Origin of the sequence: Phormidium tenue FACHB-1050, assembly GCF_014696925.1 — a bacterium.
Lineage (GTDB): Bacteria > Cyanobacteriota > Cyanobacteriia > Pseudanabaenales > Pseudanabaenaceae > Pseudanabaena.
This window is the reverse complement of the sequence record NZ_JACJQY010000023.1, coordinates 14,461-33,911: the sequence shown is the minus strand read 5'-3', so window position 1 is coordinate 33,911 and position 19,451 is coordinate 14,461. Positions and strand designations below refer to the sequence as shown.

17 protein-coding genes are annotated in these 19,451 nt (G+C 42.1%); 13 read left to right on the top strand and 4 right to left on the bottom strand.

The genetic code is table 11. The features are described from left to right. Positions 1-39: 39 nt before the first annotated feature. From lepB to thiD, 9 genes are all read left to right on the top strand, one after another. Entirely contained in the window at positions 40-618 is a 579-nt protein-coding gene (lepB, locus tag H6G05_RS14535; protein ID WP_190578859.1) for a signal peptidase I, read from the top strand. Positions 619-693: 75 nt separating this feature from the next. Then, positions 694-978, top strand: coding sequence for a hypothetical protein (locus H6G05_RS14530; RefSeq protein ID WP_190578858.1), 285 nt, complete (start codon positions 694-696; stop codon positions 976-978). After that, positions 975-1,427, top strand: a complete 453-nt coding sequence (locus H6G05_RS14525; RefSeq protein WP_190578857.1) for a PIN domain-containing protein — start codon at positions 975-977, stop codon at positions 1,425-1,427. Before H6G05_RS14530 ends, H6G05_RS14525 begins: the two co-directional genes overlap by 4 nt. Positions 1,428-1,537: 110 nt before the next feature. Then, the gene (locus H6G05_RS14520) at positions 1,538-1,789 is read left to right on the top strand and encodes a DUF433 domain-containing protein (protein ID WP_190578856.1); all 252 of its coding nucleotides are present in this window, start codon (positions 1,538-1,540) and stop codon (positions 1,787-1,789) included. Positions 1,790-1,791: 2 nt separating this feature from the next. Beyond that, positions 1,792-2,139: a DUF5615 family PIN-like protein gene (locus H6G05_RS14515; protein WP_190578855.1), complete on the top strand. Its 348-nt coding sequence runs from the start codon at positions 1,792-1,794 to the stop codon at positions 2,137-2,139. A gap of 502 nt (positions 2,140-2,641) precedes the next feature. After that, a complete protein-coding gene (locus H6G05_RS14510) occupies positions 2,642-2,992 on the top strand; it encodes a hypothetical protein (protein ID WP_190578854.1) in 351 nt (116 codons plus the stop codon). A 303-nt stretch (positions 2,993-3,295) separates the two neighbouring features. Beyond that, the gene (locus H6G05_RS14505) at positions 3,296-4,753 is read left to right on the top strand and encodes a hypothetical protein (RefSeq protein WP_190578853.1); all 1,458 of its coding nucleotides are present in this window, start codon (positions 3,296-3,298) and stop codon (positions 4,751-4,753) included. Between the two features lie 128 nt (positions 4,754-4,881). Continuing rightward, positions 4,882-5,484, top strand: a complete 603-nt coding sequence (locus tag H6G05_RS14500; protein WP_190578852.1) for a hypothetical protein — start codon at positions 4,882-4,884, stop codon at positions 5,482-5,484. A 266-nt stretch (positions 5,485-5,750) separates the two neighbouring features. Continuing rightward, positions 5,751-6,566 (top strand): bifunctional hydroxymethylpyrimidine kinase/phosphomethylpyrimidine kinase, encoded by an 816-nt coding sequence (gene thiD / locus H6G05_RS14495; RefSeq protein WP_242025516.1) that lies wholly within the window; start codon positions 5,751-5,753, stop codon positions 6,564-6,566. A 45-nt stretch (positions 6,567-6,611) separates the two neighbouring features. Here the strand turns inward: thiD and H6G05_RS14490 are convergent, their stop codons facing one another. Beyond that, the gene (locus tag H6G05_RS14490) at positions 6,612-7,208 is read right to left on the bottom strand and encodes a GNAT family N-acetyltransferase (protein ID WP_242025514.1); all 597 of its coding nucleotides are present in this window, start codon (positions 7,206-7,208) and stop codon (positions 6,612-6,614) included. Positions 7,209-7,389: 181 nt separating this feature from the next. Between H6G05_RS14490 and H6G05_RS14485 the strand changes: the two genes are divergently transcribed. Both H6G05_RS14485 and H6G05_RS14480 read left to right on the top strand, forming a co-directional pair. Further along, positions 7,390-8,187, top strand: coding sequence for an LmeA family phospholipid-binding protein (locus H6G05_RS14485; RefSeq protein ID WP_190578851.1), 798 nt, complete (start codon positions 7,390-7,392; stop codon positions 8,185-8,187). 90 nt (positions 8,188-8,277) lie between these two features. Further along, on the top strand, positions 8,278-10,173 hold the full coding sequence (locus H6G05_RS14480) for a bifunctional serine/threonine-protein kinase/formylglycine-generating enzyme family protein (protein WP_190578850.1): 1,896 nt from the start codon (positions 8,278-8,280) through the stop codon (positions 10,171-10,173). A 277-nt stretch (positions 10,174-10,450) separates the two neighbouring features. On the opposite strand, the gene H6G05_RS14475 is transcribed toward H6G05_RS14480, so the two are convergent. The 3 genes from H6G05_RS14475 to H6G05_RS14465 all read right to left on the bottom strand — a co-directional run bounded on the left by H6G05_RS14475 (position 10,451) and on the right by H6G05_RS14465 (position 16,455). Further along, complete coding sequence (locus tag H6G05_RS14475; RefSeq protein ID WP_190578849.1) at positions 10,451-14,713, bottom strand: chemotaxis protein CheB; 4,263 nt, start codon at positions 14,711-14,713, stop codon at positions 10,451-10,453. 412 nt (positions 14,714-15,125) lie between these two features. Then, entirely contained in the window at positions 15,126-15,494 is a 369-nt protein-coding gene (locus tag H6G05_RS14470; protein WP_190578848.1) for a cyclic nucleotide-binding domain-containing protein, read from the bottom strand. A gap of 196 nt (positions 15,495-15,690) precedes the next feature. Beyond that, positions 15,691-16,455, bottom strand: coding sequence for a TIGR00297 family protein (locus H6G05_RS14465; RefSeq protein ID WP_190578847.1), 765 nt, complete (start codon positions 16,453-16,455; stop codon positions 15,691-15,693). A 48-nt stretch (positions 16,456-16,503) separates the two neighbouring features. On the opposite strand from H6G05_RS14465, the gene H6G05_RS14460 reads away from it, so the two are divergent. Both H6G05_RS14460 and H6G05_RS14455 read left to right on the top strand, forming a co-directional pair. Further along, a complete protein-coding gene (locus H6G05_RS14460) occupies positions 16,504-17,136 on the top strand; it encodes a DUF1361 domain-containing protein (RefSeq protein WP_190578846.1) in 633 nt (210 codons plus the stop codon). 264 nt (positions 17,137-17,400) lie between these two features. Then, positions 17,401-19,359, top strand: coding sequence for a S9 family peptidase (locus H6G05_RS14455; RefSeq protein ID WP_190578845.1), 1,959 nt, complete (start codon positions 17,401-17,403; stop codon positions 19,357-19,359). Positions 19,360-19,451 lie beyond the last annotated feature (92 nt).

Sequence of the window (19,451 nt, the reverse complement as noted above, 5' to 3'; positions counted from 1 at the left end):
GAGGGGGACAAAGATTTGTCCTCTCACAGAAATTGATACATGTCCACAGAAATTAAGCTCGATCCGCAAGTTCCCATTAAGCCTTGGTGGCAACAACATGGTGAAACCATTCGGATTTTTGTTGTGGCTCTTGCGATCGCTTTATTTCTGCGTGCGTTTATAGTCGAGCCGCGCTTCATACCCTCTGGCTCAATGGAGCCAACTTTGCAAGTGGGCGATCGCATCTTGGTTGATAAAATCTCAATGCAATGGCAAGAACCCCAACGTGGCGATATTTTGATTTTCTATCCACCAAAGTCTCCTGCGATCGATGATACGAGTAAGGCATATATCAAGCGCTTGATTGGCATCGAAGGCGATCGCATTGGAGTACGTGGTGGCAAGGTCTATCGCAATGATGAACCTCTTGATGAGCCATATATTGCGGAATCTCCTAAATACATGATGCGTACTGTGACTGTTCCCAAAGGTCATTATTGGATGATGGGTGACAATCGCAATCACAGTAATGATTCACATATTTGGGGATTTTTGCCAAAGGAAAATGTCATCGGTAAAGCGACTATTAGGTTTTTTCCTTTTGGCGATCGTTTAGGTGAAATTACAACGAGTAAATAACGCCTAAATTTGTATTAGGATAACCGCTGGAAAATCTGAATGTTAAACTACTAATAAATATACTTAAGAAAATACATGACTCTAACCCTTAACCTACCATCAGAAGTTGAGGAGTATCTCTTGCAAGAAGCCAATCAAAAAGGGCTTTCCATTGAATCTGTGACATTGGATTTATTAACAAGCTTTATTCTTTTAAGACAAAAACAAACTAAAGCGGTTGATTTAATCCAGTCTTGGATAGATGAGGAAGATAGTGATGAACAGCAAGAAACAGGTCAATATTTGATCTGTGCATTAGATAAGGATCGTCTCAGCGATCGCAAACTATTCCCAGTTGAGATGAAGGGTGTAACTTGGTGAATCGCGTCATAATATTGGATTCTGGACTACTTGGTCTAGTAACAAATCCAAAGCTATCTCCAGAAAGTGTAGCTTGCGCCCAGTGGTTACAAGCTCACATCACGGCAGCAAGTCGAATTATCATTCCAGAGATTGCAGATTATGAGGTTCGTCGTGAGTTGTTACGAGCAAACAAGACTAAAGGGCTTTCTCGTCTAGATGATTTAGCAAAGTTGATTGAGTATTTACCGATTAAAACGGTTGCAATGCGTCAAGCTGCACAACTTTGGGCGCAAGCTCGTCAGCAAGGGCAACCCACATCGGGTGATAAAACGATTGATGGCGATATGATTTTGGTAGCTCAAGCTATGACGCTTGGCGCTACAGATGTTGTAATTGCGACAACGAATGTGGGACATCTATCAAGATTTATTGCCGCCGAGTTATGGCAAAATATCACTATTGATTGAGCTTCAATCAGTTAGATTTAAGATTTTCCCCTTGGGTGATCGATTAGGGGCAATTACAACGAGTAAGTAATATCTAAAACGCAAGAGACAGAACAGTAGAGGATAGATTTATGTCAGTTACTAATGAATCATTGCTATCAAGAATTACTTTTGACCGTAATATTTTGGGTGGTAAGCCAATAATTCGCGGTATGAGAATTTCGGTGGCGATGATTTTGGAGCTTTTGTCTAAGGGAGCGGCAATGCAGGAAATTTTGGAGGATTATCCAGATTTAGAAATTGCTGATATTTATGCAGCGTTGCTCTATGCTTATCGCCTAGTAGCTAATGAGGATATTTTTGAAAGGACGGTTGCATCATAGTCATGAGATTTTTACTTGATATGAATGCAAGTGGTGCTTTATTGGTTTTATTACTAGATTCTGGTCATGATGTTGTTTGTGTGCGTGATGTTGATCGCAAAATGAGTGATAGTGAGATTTTGAATTGGGCGGTAAGAGAAGAGCGCATTATCATTACTACGGATTCTGATTTTGAGCAAATGATTTGGCTACAGGCAAGGCAACATTGTGGAGTTTTAAGATTGGAAAATTTACCTCGTTTAGAAAGAATATCTCTATTGCAAGATGTATTGTCTAGTTGGGGGCAAGATTTAGAAGCTGGAGCCGTTGTAATTGCGTCAAAACAAAAAATTCGGATTCGTAGAAGCTAAAATTAGAAATGTTAATCCCTTATCAGAGTCTCATCAATCTTTACCTTCGTGACTGTATGCGATCGCAGAAAAAGTTATCGCTAGAGTGGGTGTAAAACAAATGAGTCGTTTTACTTCAATAAAAAATGTAATTGTTAAGGTGGCTATTAGTTTTTTGAATTTTGGCGATCGCTTAAGAGCAATTATAACGGGTCAATACTTCGGACAGTTTCAAAACCTTGTATCACCGATACCGTATAGAGCTAGTATTTTGGGCTTTATTTAAATTACCGTTAGCTTTTGAGCGGACAACCAATTAAATCAAAATACTGCCCTACAAGCGTTATAGCCTAGTTAAAAAACTGTCCGAAGTATTGACGGGTAAATAATGTCTAAAAATGTCCCCCCCAATCCAGAGATTTTTTTAACTAAACCTTCTGTATAATAAAATGTATCCAAAATGCCCTAAATATCTTACCTATGGGCATCTAAATCTTTATTACTAGACTATGGAGAATCGTTTATGGAATCACCGAAACTAATTATTTCTGGGCTTAATAGTCTTGACGAAGAAGAACTACGTGAAGTATTGGGAGAGGAAGTTGAGTTTGAGGAACCTAAGGTTCCAGAAGGTTCTTTGGCAGAGCCAGCTACGATTGCAGCAATAGTAACTCTTGGATCACTTGCTATCACAGCACTCGCTATCTATCTCAGTAAAAGTCGTCGTAGATATATACTGGAGAGAAAAATTCGTATTATTCACCCTGACGGGCGCATTGAGGAGCACATTTTAAATATTCAGGCAAACTCAGAGGATGAGGCAAATGCTCAGATATTAGCCGAACTTTCAAAGTTTCTGCTTCCATCTTCCTGAATTCCAAATACCCAAATAACTGTTATGTCTTTATTTGAGTCTGTTTCCCGACGAGGCTACACTGACTTTCTTACTGGATCAACGAAGTTGTTGGACATCCCCGCACAAGCTTTAACCAAGTATGTGCTTCAAGGAAAACTGCCATCCATCTTTCTCCCTTCATTCTTGCATGAGGCTACGCATTTTTGGTGCATGGCTTCAGATTTAGGAGCCACTCTGGCATTGTTAGAGATGCGTGCGCAACATCAAATTGGTCTTGCACAATATAACGACTCTGTGTTGCATGATTTGGGAAGTACAAAAATGACCCAGCAGATTTTGCTTCCTTTGCTTGAGGGTATGGCACTCTTTCAGGAATTTGATGCTTTTCCTGGCGGCTCTCGTGTTCTTTCAACACCAGCATTCTGGGCATCATTTTTGTTTCGCCCTCTAGAGGAAGATCCACAGCAGTTGAGCGATGCAGTGGCAGATTCTGAATGTTGGACTAGCAGAGTTAGGAATATTCTTATTCAATATCGAACTAGTGAGAAGGCATTACACCGAAAAGTAGATGTGCTAATGCGCTCAATCTCTAATGACACGCATCATTATCTGACGGGTTACCTATCAGTAAAACAGATCTGGTTAAGTGCCTCTAGGAATACTCCTGCCTTCATAGATCGAGATCTTTTCCTATGTTTCCTTAAAGATTGGATATTTCAGGATTGGGTATTGATTGACTACCTTACAGACCCTATTCTAGAGTGTGAAACGGTTTGCTACTTGGTATCAGAAAGAATACAAACGCGCCTAATTCAACTTTCAACCACAAATCTGACTAAAGAAGTTACAGTTTATGAAGAGGAGTCAGATACTAAACAATCTGATCCAACAAGATTACTTTGGAGTTTACGTTTATTACAGGAAGAAGTTCTACAAGGGCAAGAACGTCTTCAGATAATCTTAAACGAAGTCATAGTGGGTGTAGATGGTGGAGAACATAATAATTGGTATTTCTCTGACATGCTTACTTTGACGCATCGCCAGACAATGATGCGACTTTCATTGGAATTGGTAGAAATTGAGACGAATGAGTATAATCGTCTAATTGTACGCAAAACTGTCTCAACTGAACGCAAAAATGATTCCATTGGGGAAATTTTAGATATATACTTGTCTGCTCCTGCACCTATTGATGCTGAGCTAGGTGTGACACCTGGATGGATGACAGTATACTTCCTTCCAGAATACTTGTCAGTCGTAGTGCTGGCTTTGCGTGAAAACCAACCGATGCTTTCAGTCCCATCTACAGGGATTCCCAACGATAAGTTAGATATGCTCCGTTTTGCAGTAGCTAAGGTTGTGTCAACAGAAAGTACTCGCCGTGAGTTGACAAGACTTGGATATGAACAACTCGAAAGATTAGACGATATTTACTATAATACCCCGCTGAAAGAATTTTCTGAGCATGTGCGTCAGATCTACACGTTCTATGCTTTAAATCTTGTGTCTGAGGAGCATGTAGCCGAAGTAGAGGTAATGATGAGTCAAAAAGGGCTATATCAAATTCTCGGCAAGAATGGAGATCTACTAAACGCCCTTGCAAAGATTACTCTCGTTGCCCCGATGCTGGGTGCTTCCAATCGGGAAGCTGTCTATAAAATCACTTCTCGTGAGGGCATTGAACTTGATTCGGTATTGCTCCAACTGCACAAACGACAGGAAGAAACGGGAATGAAATTGCTATTTGAGAAAGATGGTGTAACCTTGTTTTTGGTCTAGAGATAACTCGACAGTAACCTAGTTGTATTTTTAGACTTAACTTATCGAAATAGGTATGCGATCTACTCTTTAAGCCATATTTCAAAAGATAAATATTTAACAAATCCGATGCAACCTTATTATGTATTATGTCTAGCAAAAAACAACGTTTCTCACAGATTGATTTGCGTAGTGCGTTGCAAATCATCGGGATTAATGAATTAAAAGAATGGCAAATAAACTTTACGCCTAAACAAGCTTCAGAATATTATTTGACAAGCGCCCAAAAATTAAAAGCACATTTTGACTTATCCTTATCTGAATCCGCTAAATCATTATTAATTGATGCTATTTTGCTCGAAGCAATTGATAGTTATTCTGCATTAAAAATCTGGAAGGAAGCAAAATTACAAACTGAAAAATTAACTGGAGTGGTTGATTATTTAATCGCTGGACAGGGGAAAGTATATCGATCACCTCTATTATGTATTGTCGAAGCTAAAAAAGATGATTTTGAACAAGGCTTAGCACAATGCTTAACGGAAATGTATGCCTGTCTAACATTGAATCAACCACAATATTCATTTCCTATATATGGCATTATCACTAATGCAACAATATGGAGATTTTATAAATTAAGCGGAGAAGAATGCTACGAGAGTCTAGCTTATTCAGAAACCCAGCTAGCCGATATCCTCGGAATTTTAAATTATTTATTTGCGGATTGTCAGTCTAAACTTTTAAATCACTGAGACTCTTGTTATTGAGATAGCGGCACTGATCAGCTAAATCGTGATCGACGTATTTGAGTCTTTTTTGTCGTTATGAAATGGACGTTTCAGAACCCATCCCACATTAGCTGACCAGTGCCCTCCACCTCTTCGTTGGGATTAAGATGGTGGTATCGGTTCGAGTCGGTCGAATAATCCCAAAACACAAAGCAGTTACGCCGTTTTGTGTTTTGGGATGAGCTAAAATTTGGGCAAAGCAAAACCTGTTTTTAGAATTAACTCATATTATGACCAATTTCCATAGTTCCCAAATTCCGATCGCTATGACGATCGCTGGTTCTGATAGTGGCGGTGGCGCAGGCATACAGGCTGACTTACGCACCTTTGCTTTTCATTGTGTCCATGGAACTAGTGTCCTCACCTGCATCACCGCCCAAAATACACAGGGAGTAACGCGGGTAGATGCGATGTTGCCTGAATCCGTAACCGCACAATTTGAAGCCGTAATGATTGATATGCGAATTGGAGCCATCAAAACGGGAATGTTGCTCAATCAAGAGATTATTAAAACTGTGGCGAAGAAGCTAGTTGCCTTTGGCTTTGGGAATGTGGTGGTCGATCCTGTGATGGTGTCGCGGACTGGGGCGCAGCTAATTGATGACGAGGCGATAAAAACGATGCGGGATGTATTAATTCCCCTTGCGGCGATCGCCACACCCAATCGCTACGAGGCGCAAATTCTTGCTGATATGGATATTCACTCTCTTGAAGATATGCAAACGGCTGCCCAAAACATTTACAAATTAGGAGCGCGATCGGTTTTAGTGAAAGGCGGAGGGATGACAGGTGATCTTAAGGCTGTTGATGTTTGGTTTGATGGCGATCGCCTTGAGGTTTTGCAGACCGAGGTGATTGATACAAACCATACTCATGGCACAGGTTGCACACTCTCAGCCGCGATCGCTGCCAATCTAGCATTAGGAAAACCACGTTTTCAATCAGTACAGGAAGCAAAGAACTATGTGACCGAAGCTTTGAAATATGCTCTAGCGATCGGCAAAGGACAGGGGCCAGTTGGACATTTCTTTCCATTGTTAAAATAAAACCCAAAAGATGAGTGGCGGCGCGAAGCGCCGCCACTCATCTTTTTAAATAATTTTGCCAAAAATTACTAAACTTTGCTCTTGTCCGTCTAATTCGGCAACTTCAGGCAAAAATCCCCATTCTGTAAAACCAAAATTTTCAAATAACCTACGACTTGCCATATTGTGAGCAAATATAAAGCCGACTAGCTTAGAAATATTGAGCTTGGAGCATTGGGCGATCGCATGACCAAGCAATTTTTTGCCAATACCCTTACCTTGAGATTTGGGATCTATATAGATACTTACTTCGGCGGTTTTATGATAGGCGGGACGACCATAAAACATCTGTAAACTGAGCCAGCCCAGAATCTGCTCGTTTTGATCGCTCTGAATATCGTGACTACCAATAGCTATCACCCAGACAGGATAACGATCGCCATGCGATCGAAACCAAGCACGGCGGCTCTCGACAGAGATAGGTTCCAAATCAGCAGTGGCAAGACGGCTAGGAATAGCAGCATTATAAATTTCAATAATTGCGGGTAAATCAGCCTCTACTGCCAACCGAATTTGCATAAAACAAATACTCCCTAATAGTCCTACCAAAATCGTTTTGGGCTGCAAAGCCGCGCTACACAAAATTGTGTCAGTAAAACTCATACATTACCGTAATTTGCAACTAAGTAAATTACAACATTTTTGTTAAAAGTGTTACCAAGCAACACTTTTAACAAAAATGTTGGTTTCTATTTCAGTTCAAAATGCGACAAAAGCAGCATGTAGCGCTGCTTTTAATTTCTGGGTTTTGGTTTATGATGAGTAAGGTAGTTATCTCCTTTTTATGGAATTATTTGCTGGCTTACTTACGACGGTTTTAGGTTTGGCAGGCTCGCCAGGAATTGCGATCGATAAAATTGCAACCGATTTTTTGCGTGGGCAAATTGTACGAGCGGATGTCCTAGAAGTGCGCGTTGATAACGCTCCTAACTATCAAGTCCTTTTAGGTAACGTCGATCGCGTTCGTGTAGCAGGTCGTGGTGTTTACATCTTAGAATTTTTGCGAATTGATCAGATTGACCTAGAAACCGATCCGATTAGCATCGATCCCAACGTGTTGCAATCGGGCAAAGTAGTCTTACGTCGTCCATTACAGGCGGCTGTGCGCGTCGTCATGCGCTCTGAAGATGTGAATACAGCCCTGCGATCGCCTAATGTGCAAACTTCCTTTAAAAATCTCAGCATTGACATTACAGGAACTAATAAAAATCCCGAAATTTTGGATTTGATCGATCCTGAAATAACTTTTTTGGAAGGCGATCGCCTCCGTCTGTCCGCTTCTCTCCAGTCAAAACCGACTCCTGCTAAGCCTAACCCCAGCAAACTTGATGTTTCTATAAATGCAGAACTCAAAACTATCGGTGGTACAAAACTGCAAATTATCAATCCTAGAATTGAACTGTCAGGCACACCAGTACCTGAGCGAATTGCTAAAGCTTTTACCGAAGGATTGAATAAAGTTCTAGATTTGCGTCAATTGGAAAGTAAAGGCATTACGGCGCGAGTGATCAGATTGGAACTTACGGAAGGGAAAATGCAGGTCATTGGTTTTGCCAAAATGGATGCTCTGCCCGAACAATAGTTGCAACTCAAAACCCAGAGAAGTGTTAAAAAGCTTGCTTCGCAAGCTTTTTAACACTTCTCTGTACTACATAATATCTAGATAGACTTTATGAGTCAGTGCCTCAACCCTAACTGCAATTATCAAAATCCAGATCCCGCGCTGATTTTTTGTAGTCAATGTGGGTCAAAACTGAAGATTGGCGATCGCTATCGGACGATTAAAATTCTTGGGCAAGGTGGTTTTGGTAGAGCGTTTATCGGTATTGACGAAGCACTTCCTTCCCATCCCCACTGTGTGATTAAACAGTTCTTTCCTGCTGATCTTAGTAGTGCTGTAAAGGCTGCTGAGTTATTTCAGCAGGAGGCTATTCGACTTGATGATTTGGGAAAACATCCGCAAATACCGACATTATTTGCCCATCTAGAACATGATGGTTGTCAATATTTGATTCAGGAATTTATTGATGGTCAGGATCTGTTAAAGGAACTCCAAGAACAAGGGGCTTTTAGTGAAGCCAAGATTCGGATATTGCTGGGGGATTTACTACCAGTTTTGCAGTTTATTCATGAACGCAATGTCATCCATCGCGACATCAAACCCGAAAATATTATCCGTCGGCGATCGCCAAATATCTCTGGCTATTTATCTAGTGCTGCGGTAGTGGGGAGTCATGTATTAGTTGATTTTGGAGCCGCAAAATTTGTGACGGCGGCGGCGTTGATGGAGACAGGCACTCGCATCGGAAGCGCGGTATATGTTGCACCAGAGCAAGTTCGCGGCAAAGCCATATTTGCCAGTGATATTTATAGTTTGGGTGTAACCTGCATTCATCTGCTCACGAGTGTCTCACCTTTTGAGCTAATGGATATGGATGGATCTTGGATATGGCGCAATTTTTTAGAAAACACTTCTATTAGTGTCGCACTTGGTCAGATTCTCGATCGCATGATTGCGGTGGCTCCAAGTCAGCGCTATCAGACTGCTCAAGCAGTTTTAAATGATCTTAAAAATTTAACTTCTCCATCCCATCAAGCCTACACCCCAAGATTCCAAAGATCGGGTTATGCCAAGGCTACTGCCAAAACTCAGATTACACCGATCGCCACACCTAAAGCTCAACCAATTCAGGCGATCGCACCGCCGTTATCACAATTTTCCTTTGAGACGGCGATCGTCACAGTTCATCGGTTAGGGATTGGCAAACTCACCAAGCATCAATTGCAAATTAGTACTAGACAGAAAACAGGAAGAATCTATATCGAGACACTAGGTAATGTCCAAGGTAAACCGATTGGCTTAGAAATGGTATTCATTCCCGCAGGAAGATTTCAAATTGGTTCACCAATTAGCGAGGTAGAACGTGGCGAAGAAGAATCTCCCCGCCATATTGTGAATGTTCCTGCTTTCTTTATGTCGCGCTTTCCCATTACTCAGAGACAATGGAAAGTCGTAATGGATAATAATCCTGCGATGTTTATTGGGAATGGCGATCGCCCCGTAGAAATGGTGTCATGGGAGGATACGCAATCCTTTTGTCAGAAATTAGTAGAGAGAACTGGGAAACCCTATCGATTACCGAGCGAATCGGAATGGGAATATGCCTGTCGGGCGGGGACATTAACCGCTTTTGGCTTTGGCGAAACGATCGCTGCAAATCTAGCAAATTACAATGGGGCAAGTCCTTATAAGTACGCGCCTAAAGGAATCAGTAACTCGTCAACTACTGAAGTCGGTACTTATCCAGCCAATGTCTTTGGGCTGCATGATATGCATGGCAATGTGTGGGAATGGTGCGCTGATTATTGGCATGATGACTATGACCTTTTGCCGAGGGACGCTACGGCATGGACGCAGGGAGGCGATCGCAGTTGTCGGGTAGTGCGTGGCGGCTCATGGCGCGATCCGGCCCATTGTTGTCGCTCAGCCAAGCGGCTTAAGAATGCCGCCAATCAAGGCGATCGCTGCACTGGCTTTCGCATTGCCGTCACTTTAGCCACGCAATAATCGCAAACCACAAAATGGCGTAGCCATTTTGTATTGAGAAGACGAGTGGCGGCGCTTCGCGCCGCCACTCGTCTTCTCGTTTTGATTTTTACGTGGAACTCAGATGATGAATCTCTTGCTACGAGCATGACAGGGCAACCACGGGGGGATTGCCCCTACCCTAATAATTTAGATTTTGTAGGGGCTGCGCCCCCGTGCCAGCCCTAGACTTAGATGATTGCAGGAATTCCATCCACGTAACATCAGTGACTATAGCTATAAATTCAGAAAAGTGTCGTCACACTTTTCTAAATTGGGATAAAGTTCTCTCTAACTGAGCAAGGTCAATGGGTTTACTGATGCATGTATCGATACCTATAGCTGCATATTGCTCTCGATCTTCTGTCGTTACATTAGCGGTCACTGCAATAATGTAAGGACGAGAGCCTTGCTCTAATTCTGCAACAATTCTTTTGGTGGTTTCAATTCCATCTAGTTCAGGCATATAAATATCCATCAAAATGACATCGTAATGCTTTTCCCTTAGCTTGGTTAGCACCTCTAATCCATTGCGAGCCATATCAGGGCTATAGCCTAATCGTTGTAAAAATTTTTGTAGTAGCAATTGATTATATTCAACATCCTCGGCAACCAGAATACTTAATGACCTTGGTGATGCTAATTCTTCGTTATTAACAATATTAACGATCGCCGCAGATTCTTCAAAAAGACGAGCAATTTGCGGAGATTCAGATTGAGCAGGTAATAGAGCGATCGCCACCTGTGATGGCATGATCAGGGATTGACCTTGATTTCCCCTTAAGTCCAGTTCAAAGCTAAAGGTACTACCCACTCCAATTTCACTCACCACCTTGATTTCACCTCCCATTTTGGTTACGAGACTTTGGCTAATCGCTAAGCCTAAACCTGCACCACTGGGATTTAGATCAGCTTTGCTGACCTGCTCAAAGGGTAAAAATATTTTCTTAAGCTCTGCTTGGGCGATCCCTATACCTGTATCAGCGATCGCAAATTGAATGAGCTGATTAGAGCTTTGGGTGACTGAAAACGTAATCTCACCCGCATCGGTAAACTTGATGGCATTACTGAGCAGATTGAGGAGGACTTGTCTGAGGCGTTTTTCGTCTGCATAGATGGTTTCAGGCAGATCAGAGGCAAACTGAGGGATAAAGACGATATTTTTTTGGATCGCCTTGGTATAAACCATTGACACGGTAATTTCTAAAAAATTAGATAGAGACAATATATTTGGCTCAATCTTGATTTTGTTAGCTTCAATTCTAGAAATATCGAGTAGATCTTCAATTAGCAACAGCAGATGTTCACTAGACTGACTAATAATTCCTAGATATTCCTGAGATTCTGCATCTAGATGAGGAGCATCTTGGAGAATTTGGGTGAAGCCCATAATTGAATTGAGCGGAGTGCGTAATTCATGGCTGATATTGCCCAAAAATTCACTCTTAGCGCGATTTGCACGTTCATAAGCTATCATCGTTTCCGATAACGTCTGGTTTCGAGTAACTAGTTGTTGCTTTTGGAGATTACGTTCAGTGATATCTTCGATCGCCAGCAAAATCATCTTGCCGACATTACCTTGATCGATTTGGCAAGCATTCAGCAACATCGTGCGTCTGCCTAAATGCGTAAAGTCCTGCGTAACTTCATAATCTTGGACAGAAATATCCAAAAGTAGAATCTCATGCAAGAGCGATCGCAGTTTAGGAATATCCCAATCCCCATGTCCTAGAGCAAAAATTGATTTTTGTTCCGTATGATGGGGATGTATTTGAAAGATTTGGTAAAAGGCTGAGTTGGCTGTAATCACTTGCAGATCAGCATTTAGCACTACTAAAGGCTGACGTAAAGTTTCAATGATCGCCGTAGCATAATTGCGCGAAGATTCTAACTCCAGAGCATTGCGTTTAAGGTGATCGATATCAAATAGACTGATCACCACACCATCAATGCGATTGTCCGTAGTTCGATAGGGACGGATTCTCATACTAAACCAATGCCCAGAATGATCCTGCACATCCTGTTCATAGGGAATCAGAGTATCAATTACCGTTGTCAACAATTGCCTGAGGTTCTCTACATTTAGATTATTTTGAATATCGCTAAAGGGTCGCCCGACATCACTAGAAATTAGATTAAACAGTTGCTCAGTCGTAGGAGTAAAGCGTCTAATCCGCAAATCACCCGACAACATCAAGATAGGGATATTCACACTGCTGAGCAGATTTTGCATATCGTTATTAACTTGATGCAACTGGATATTCCGACTACGCAACTCCTCATTAATCGTACTTAATTCTTCATTAGTAGCTTGGATTTCCTCTTTAGCTGTTTCCAACTCCTCATTGGCGCTTTGCAATTCCTCATTACTTGACAGGATTTCTTCCCCAGCTACTTTGAGATCCTGATTATTCACATCTTGAGTTTCAATGATCGATCGCAAATACTCTTTGGTTTTCTCTAACTCATGGGTAAGCCGAACTACTTCTATATCAGCACTATTTGATCGTTCTTTGCGAGGTTTTGTGGATGATGTGGGAGCAGAAGCCAGCAAAATTGGCATTGGACGATTCTCAAATAGCACTAAAAAATATTGATCGCCATTGGCTCTTAAGGGAATCACATCCAGCTTCACCAGAATACTTTGCGACACCTCAATTCCGTCTTTAGTAATCGGCAAATCTTTTTCTTTGGCACTATAGATCGCCAATCGCAATTCTAGACGCAATTCTAGACGTGTCATCTTCAACAAATTTAGGCTTGCCTTACCAGGAGATGGCTCCAAATAAGGGCTAGTATTTCCCCGAAATTGCAAAATCTCTAGCTCAGAGTTAATTATCACACCCGCAGGTGCATATCGACTCAATACCACTTGATCAGCTATCTGTTCTAAATTGACTTCCACAGAAACTTCACTAACTTCAGGGCGTTTTGCGAGATACATAGGCTCGCTTACATGTGTACTTTTGATAAAGTTAAAGTTTATCCGTGATGATGCAGTTATTTTGCTCTTGTAGATACGATTCTTTTTATCGACGATCTCGAATAAAACACCTGCCTTCCCAATTCCTTCAGAACTGCCCAACATTAAAAACCCATTGGCATTAAGGGCATAGTGAAAAATCGGCATCACCTTTTTTTGCAGCACTGGTTCTAGATAAATCAGCATATTGCGGCAACTAATCAGATCTAGCCGCGAAAATGGGGGGTCACTAGTCAGATTTTGGCGGGCAAATACACATAACTCTCTGACGGACTTACCAATTTGATAACCGCCTTCCACTGGTGTAAAAAAACGTCGCAGTCGATCTGGTGACACATCAACCAGCAAACTCTGATGATAAATTCCTAGTCTTGCCTTTTCGATAGCACCTTCACTAATATCCGTCGCAAAAATCTGAATTGCAGGTTTGACAGGTCGATCATCGAGAAACTCTAATAGACTAATGGCGATCGAATAAACTTCCTCCCCTGTAGCACAGCCCGCTACCCAGATCCGAATCGGTAAATCCAGTGACTTATTCTGACTGATTACAGGAAATACTAACTTCTGTAAAGCAGCGAAAGAATCAGGATCGCGAAAAAAGCTGGTCACACTAATCAAAATGTCATTGTATAGTCTTTCAACTTCAATAGGATGCTCTTGCAAATGGACGGTATAATCTTCTACTGTTTGGATCTTCAGTAAACCCATTCTCCGCAAGATTCGCCGCCTGATTGTGCCTTGCTTATAATGGCTAAAGTCAGTCCCCATTGCGTTCTGTAAAAGCCGAAAAATAATTGGTAAAGCTTCTCTACTTTCCCAACTTTCTGTAAAAACTAATGCAGATTGCTCATCAGGTTCATAGACAGTAATCGCCGTACTTACGGAGGCTTCGGACTCACTGCCAGTGCTGATATTTACTAGTTCTGCGGCAATTTCCTCAGGGGATAATACAAAATCCACATAGCCCGAAGCGATCGCAATCATCGGCATGGTGGGAAATTCTGCCGAGGCAAGATCTTGAGCGAAAGTAACTCCACCTGCTGCCTTAATTGCTCCTAAGCCTGCTGTGCCATCCTCATTGTTTCCCGATAGAATGACCGCGATCGCCTCCTCACCAAGATTAGCGAGGGATTTAAAAAATCCATCAATCACCATGTAGCGCCCCTTGACCCGTCGTCGCGGTTCGAGCCTCAAAACACCCTGCTCTAGAGTCATCAAGGTATTAGGCGGAATTATATAGACATGATTTGGCGAGATTTTCATGCCTTCTCTGGCTTCATTGACAGGCATCTGCGCGACATTTCGCAAAATCTCACTTAACTGACTATCATGTTGAGGCGCTAAATGCTGGATCAGCACAAAGCCCATCCCCGTATTATTTGGTAAATTTTGGAGAATCTGTGTGAATGCTTCTAGTCCCCCCGCCGATGCACCAATTCCAACGATTTTCAAGCATTTCTGGGATGACTGCTCAGAAGGGGGTAATAAATCAGAAAACCGAGTTTCATCTGGACTTGAGGCGGATTCAGAGTTCACTAGTTTTTGTGTGTTTATTGTTCCAGCTAATCTTACCGCAGAAACCTCATAAGCTAAATTTTATCGTAGGAGCCATTCATGAATGGCTCCTACATCTTTATTTCTTTTTATTCCTTCTATAGCAAAGCAAGTTTTGTTTAGGACATAAAACCCCAGAATCGAGTGGCGGCGCTTCGCGCCGCCACTCGATTCTGGGGTTTTGGTTTATACTAGCTAACTCTTTTTTTGCTATAAAAAGCAGCAATTCTCATTATGAAACCGATTTTAGTGTTTCCAGCACCGAAGGCAGTGGAAACACTAAAATCGGTTTTTTGAAAGCCTGCCAATGGCGGGCTTTCAAAAAACCGATTTTTATAAAGAGAATTGCTGTCTAAAAAGTTCTTAATTTTAATTGAATTTAATTGAATCGATATTATTGCATCGATAAAACAAGAGCATCTAGTTTTCTGATTCTTTCAACCATGATTTTCATCACGTTAATTGCAAAATTAGGAGTTTGTTGCACTAAAAAGGTAAATCGCTTGTGATCAACAGGTACTAGCTTACATTCAGTTTTCGCGATCGCCGTGGCGCTTCTAGGGCTGGAGCTAATCAGCGCCATTTCCCCAACGATTCCGCCAGCAGCTGTGGTGTCTAGTAACTTACCATCGATCGTAATTTCTACTTCCCCTTCCACGATCGCATACATGTGATCAGCGACTCCACCCTTTTCAAAGATCACTTGCCCTGCGGGGATGATCACAAAGTCTTTGGCGTTATTAAACAAGTCAATTGTAGTCAAGATCAAACTCCACTTTATACAAAATCAAATTAAACAATAAATGGGAATATGTTATTTATTGTAATTGTAAAGTGAGAAATTTTAGCCATTAGTTAAAATCTTGAAAATAATCGTCTACATCCGCTAACAAAAAGGATTTCGAGAATCAAATTAAACTTAATAAATCAAATTTGTAATTTAACTAATAAGGTTAAATCTAAATTAACTTAAGGTTAAATATCTGTAACAACTGTACAATTAGCACCGCGATCGCCGCACCAATTGTTGTATTAATTCCATTGACGAGTTCATTGGTGAGCCATTCATATTTCTCTTGTAAAGTTGCGCCAATCAGACTTTCGATATTGGTGGCAATGAAAGCAGCGATCGCACACCAAAGCAGATCCCAAGGACTAGTTAATAGACCTACCGCCCAACCAATGGCGGCGATTACCAGTGAACCAATAATTCCTGCGATCGTACCTTCGAGACTGACAGCACCCTCTGTACCTGCGGCAACAGGCTTGAGTGTGGTGATCAAAAATGTGCTTTTACCATAAGCCTTGCCAATTTCACTGGCAGTCGTATCCGCAAGCTTGGTGCTGAGACTAGCGACATAGGCTAATAACCACAGAGGATTGGGTGCGATCGCCTGACCGATGGCGCAAACCGCACCTGTAGCAGCCGAACCCCACAGATTTTCAGGTCCTCTTGCGCCATCACGTTTCTCGGCTATGCCTTTCGCTTCTTTGATGTCCTTCCCAATGCGAGTTACCCCCGAACCGACAATGAGATAGCTTAAAATGACAAGATAACCTTGCCATCCCAGACAACCCCAAACCGTTATTCCTAACGCCCATGCATGGAAAATACCTGCGGTGGTTAAGACTTTGCGAGGTAATAGTAAAGCGATCGCCCCAAGGATCGTATTGAGGGCGATCGCTATTAACCAGCCCTGTGAAATTGGGAAACTATTTATCATAGAAGTTAATCTTAGGTAACTTAATCAACATACTACGGAGTAAAAACAATGGCAGCAGCAATCGAGTTGTTCTGGGAAAATATTGAGAGGTTTATGGCTTGGAATCTTTTCTTAGCAATGATTCCCTGCGTACTTAGTTTTATGTTATTTGCCAAGCGATCGCCAAGGCGATTACCGTTCAATCCTCTGTGGTGGTTCGGGCTAGCAATTTTTATATTATTTCTGCCAAATGCTCCCTATGTGATTACTGACATAATTCATTTTGTCAAAGATATGCGCTCTGACGTTTCAGATAATGGGCTTATTTTTGTGCTGATTCCTCAATATATCGCTTTTATACTGCTGGGCTTTCAGTGCTATGTGATTTCTTTAATTAAGCTGGTTCAATATGTAGATTGGCTCAAACTGACTAGAAAGATAACTTTGCTCGAAGTAAGCTTAAACTTTATCTGTGCGATCGGTGTGTATTGGGGAAGAGTGAATCGCTTAAATAGTTGGGATGTGTTCACCAACCCTCAAAGTGTGATCCAAGATGCCACTCGCAACTTAGGGAATCCTAATTTTTTCCTAGGTACGGTTATATTTTTCATTATTTTTACTAGTCTCTATTACATTTTCAAATGGATTAACATTGCCATCTTCTTCTACTGGCAAAATCGCTCTAACCGAGTTCCTGTATAACTTACTAACTAATCTTACGTGGATGGAATGCCTACGATCATCTAAGTCTAGGGCTTGCCCTGTGGCACAGCACCTACAAAATCTAAATTATTGGGGTAGGGGCAATCCCCCCGTGGTTGCCCTATCGAGCTAGCAGCAAGAGATTCATCATCTGAGTCCCACGTAACATCAGTAACAAGAAAAGATTGGAAAGCGAACCCTGTGGGTTCGCTTTCCAATCTTTTCTTGCGATATAATCAAGCTTGCAATCCTTACCATAAACTTATGTTTGCCGCCCCTTACGGTTCTTGGAAATCACCAATTAGTTCTGACCTGATCGTTTCTAGTAGTATTCGCCTCGGCGCGATCGCCATTGATGGCGGTAATGTCTATTGGAATGAAGGCAGACCAACAGAAGGTGGACGCAATGTGATCATGCGCTATGACATGGATGGCAATTATCGTGAGATGACACCAGCATCGCTCAACGTGCGATCGCTAGTTCATGAATACGGCGGCGGTGAATATCTAGTAGAAGATGGACGCATTTATTTCTCTAACTTTAGCGATCGCTGCATTTATCGCAAAGTTGGTGGTAGTTCATGCAAACCCTTAACGACCGAAAGCGCCTATCGTTACACCGATTTTGTCTGGAATCGGATTTATGGAAAATTGATTTGTGTGCGCGAAGATCATACAGGGGGCGGCGAACCGATTAATACCCTAGTGGCAGTGAATACTAGCAATGGCGAAGATATTCAGGTATTGGTTACAGGTGCAGATTTTTATGCTTCGCCAAGACTCAATTCCACTGGTGATAAGCTAGCATGGATTAGCTGGAATCACCCCAATATGCCTTGGGATGGAACCGAACTTTGGGTTGCTGATCTTGTGGAATCTGAAACTGGAGTTCTCACGATTCAAAATCCGCAACTGGTCGCAGGCGGTGCTGAGGAGTCAATATTTCAGCCAGAATGGTCGCCCGATGGCAAGCTCTACTTTGTAAACGATCGCACAGGTTGGTGGAATTTATATCGCACTTCCGTAGAAGCTATTGCGATGGAAGCACTCTGTCCTAAATCCGCCGAATTTGGCTTGCCGCAATGGGTGTTTGGGATGACTACCTATGACTTTACGGGTGATGGCAAAATCCTCTGCTCCTATACAGAGCATGGCAAATCCCATTTAGCAATTCTCGATCCTGCCAATTTGGAAACAGGTTTACAAGAAATTTCTACACCCTTTACTTCGATCTCAGGATTGCATTGTGAAGGCGATCGCGCAGTGTTTCATGGTGGTTCAGCAACGGAACCAACGGCGATCGTCTTGCTAGATTTACAAACAAAAACTTGGCAAAAAGTACGGATTGCCTCAGATTTACAACTCGACCCAGACTATATTTCCGCCGCTCAGTCCATCGAATTTCCCACAGAAAATGGGAAAACAGCCTATGGATTATTCTATCCTCCTAAAAACAAAGATTTCCAAGCAGAGGATTCTGAAAAACCACCTTTGCTGGTCAAAAGTCATGGTGGTCCCACTGCTTCAACTTCAGGCAGTTTGAGTCTTGGCATTCAATATTGGACAAGTCGCGGCTTTGCGGTGCTAGATGTCAACTACGGCGGCAGCACTGGCTATGGACGCGAATATCGCGATCGCCTCAAAGGAAATTGGGGCATAGTCGATGTTGATGACTGCGCCAATGGTGCGAAATTCCTTGCTGACAAGGGTTTAGTGGATGGCGATCGCTTAGCGATTTCAGGAGGCAGTGCTGGCGGCTACACGACCCTCTGCGCTTTGACCTTTCGCGATGATTTTAAGGCAGGTGCAAGTCATTATGGAATCTGCGATCTTGAGGCTCTTGCGACGGATACCCATAAATTTGAGTCACGTTATCTCGATAGTTTGATTGGTAAATATCCTGAACAAAAGGAACTCTATATTCAGCGATCGCCAATTCATTTCACGGATAAGCTATCCTGTGCGATCGCCTTTTTCCAAGGTTTAGAGGATAAAGTCGTGCCACCGAACCAAGCAGAAATGATGGTGGATGCTTTACTTAAAAAAGGTTTGCCCGTAGCCTATGTCCCCTTTGAAGGCGAACAACACGGCTTCCGTAAAGCCGAAAATATCAAACGCGCCCTTGATGGTGAATTCTATTTCTATTCTCAAATTTTTGGATTTAAACCTGCGGATGAGATTGAGGCGATCGCGATCGAGAATAATTCTCGCGCCATGCATTAATTGGAATTCCGCAAAACAAGGAAATGTAGGGGCAATTCATGAATTGCCCCTACATTTCCTTGTTTTGCGTAGATAGAAAGGCGGCGCTTTGT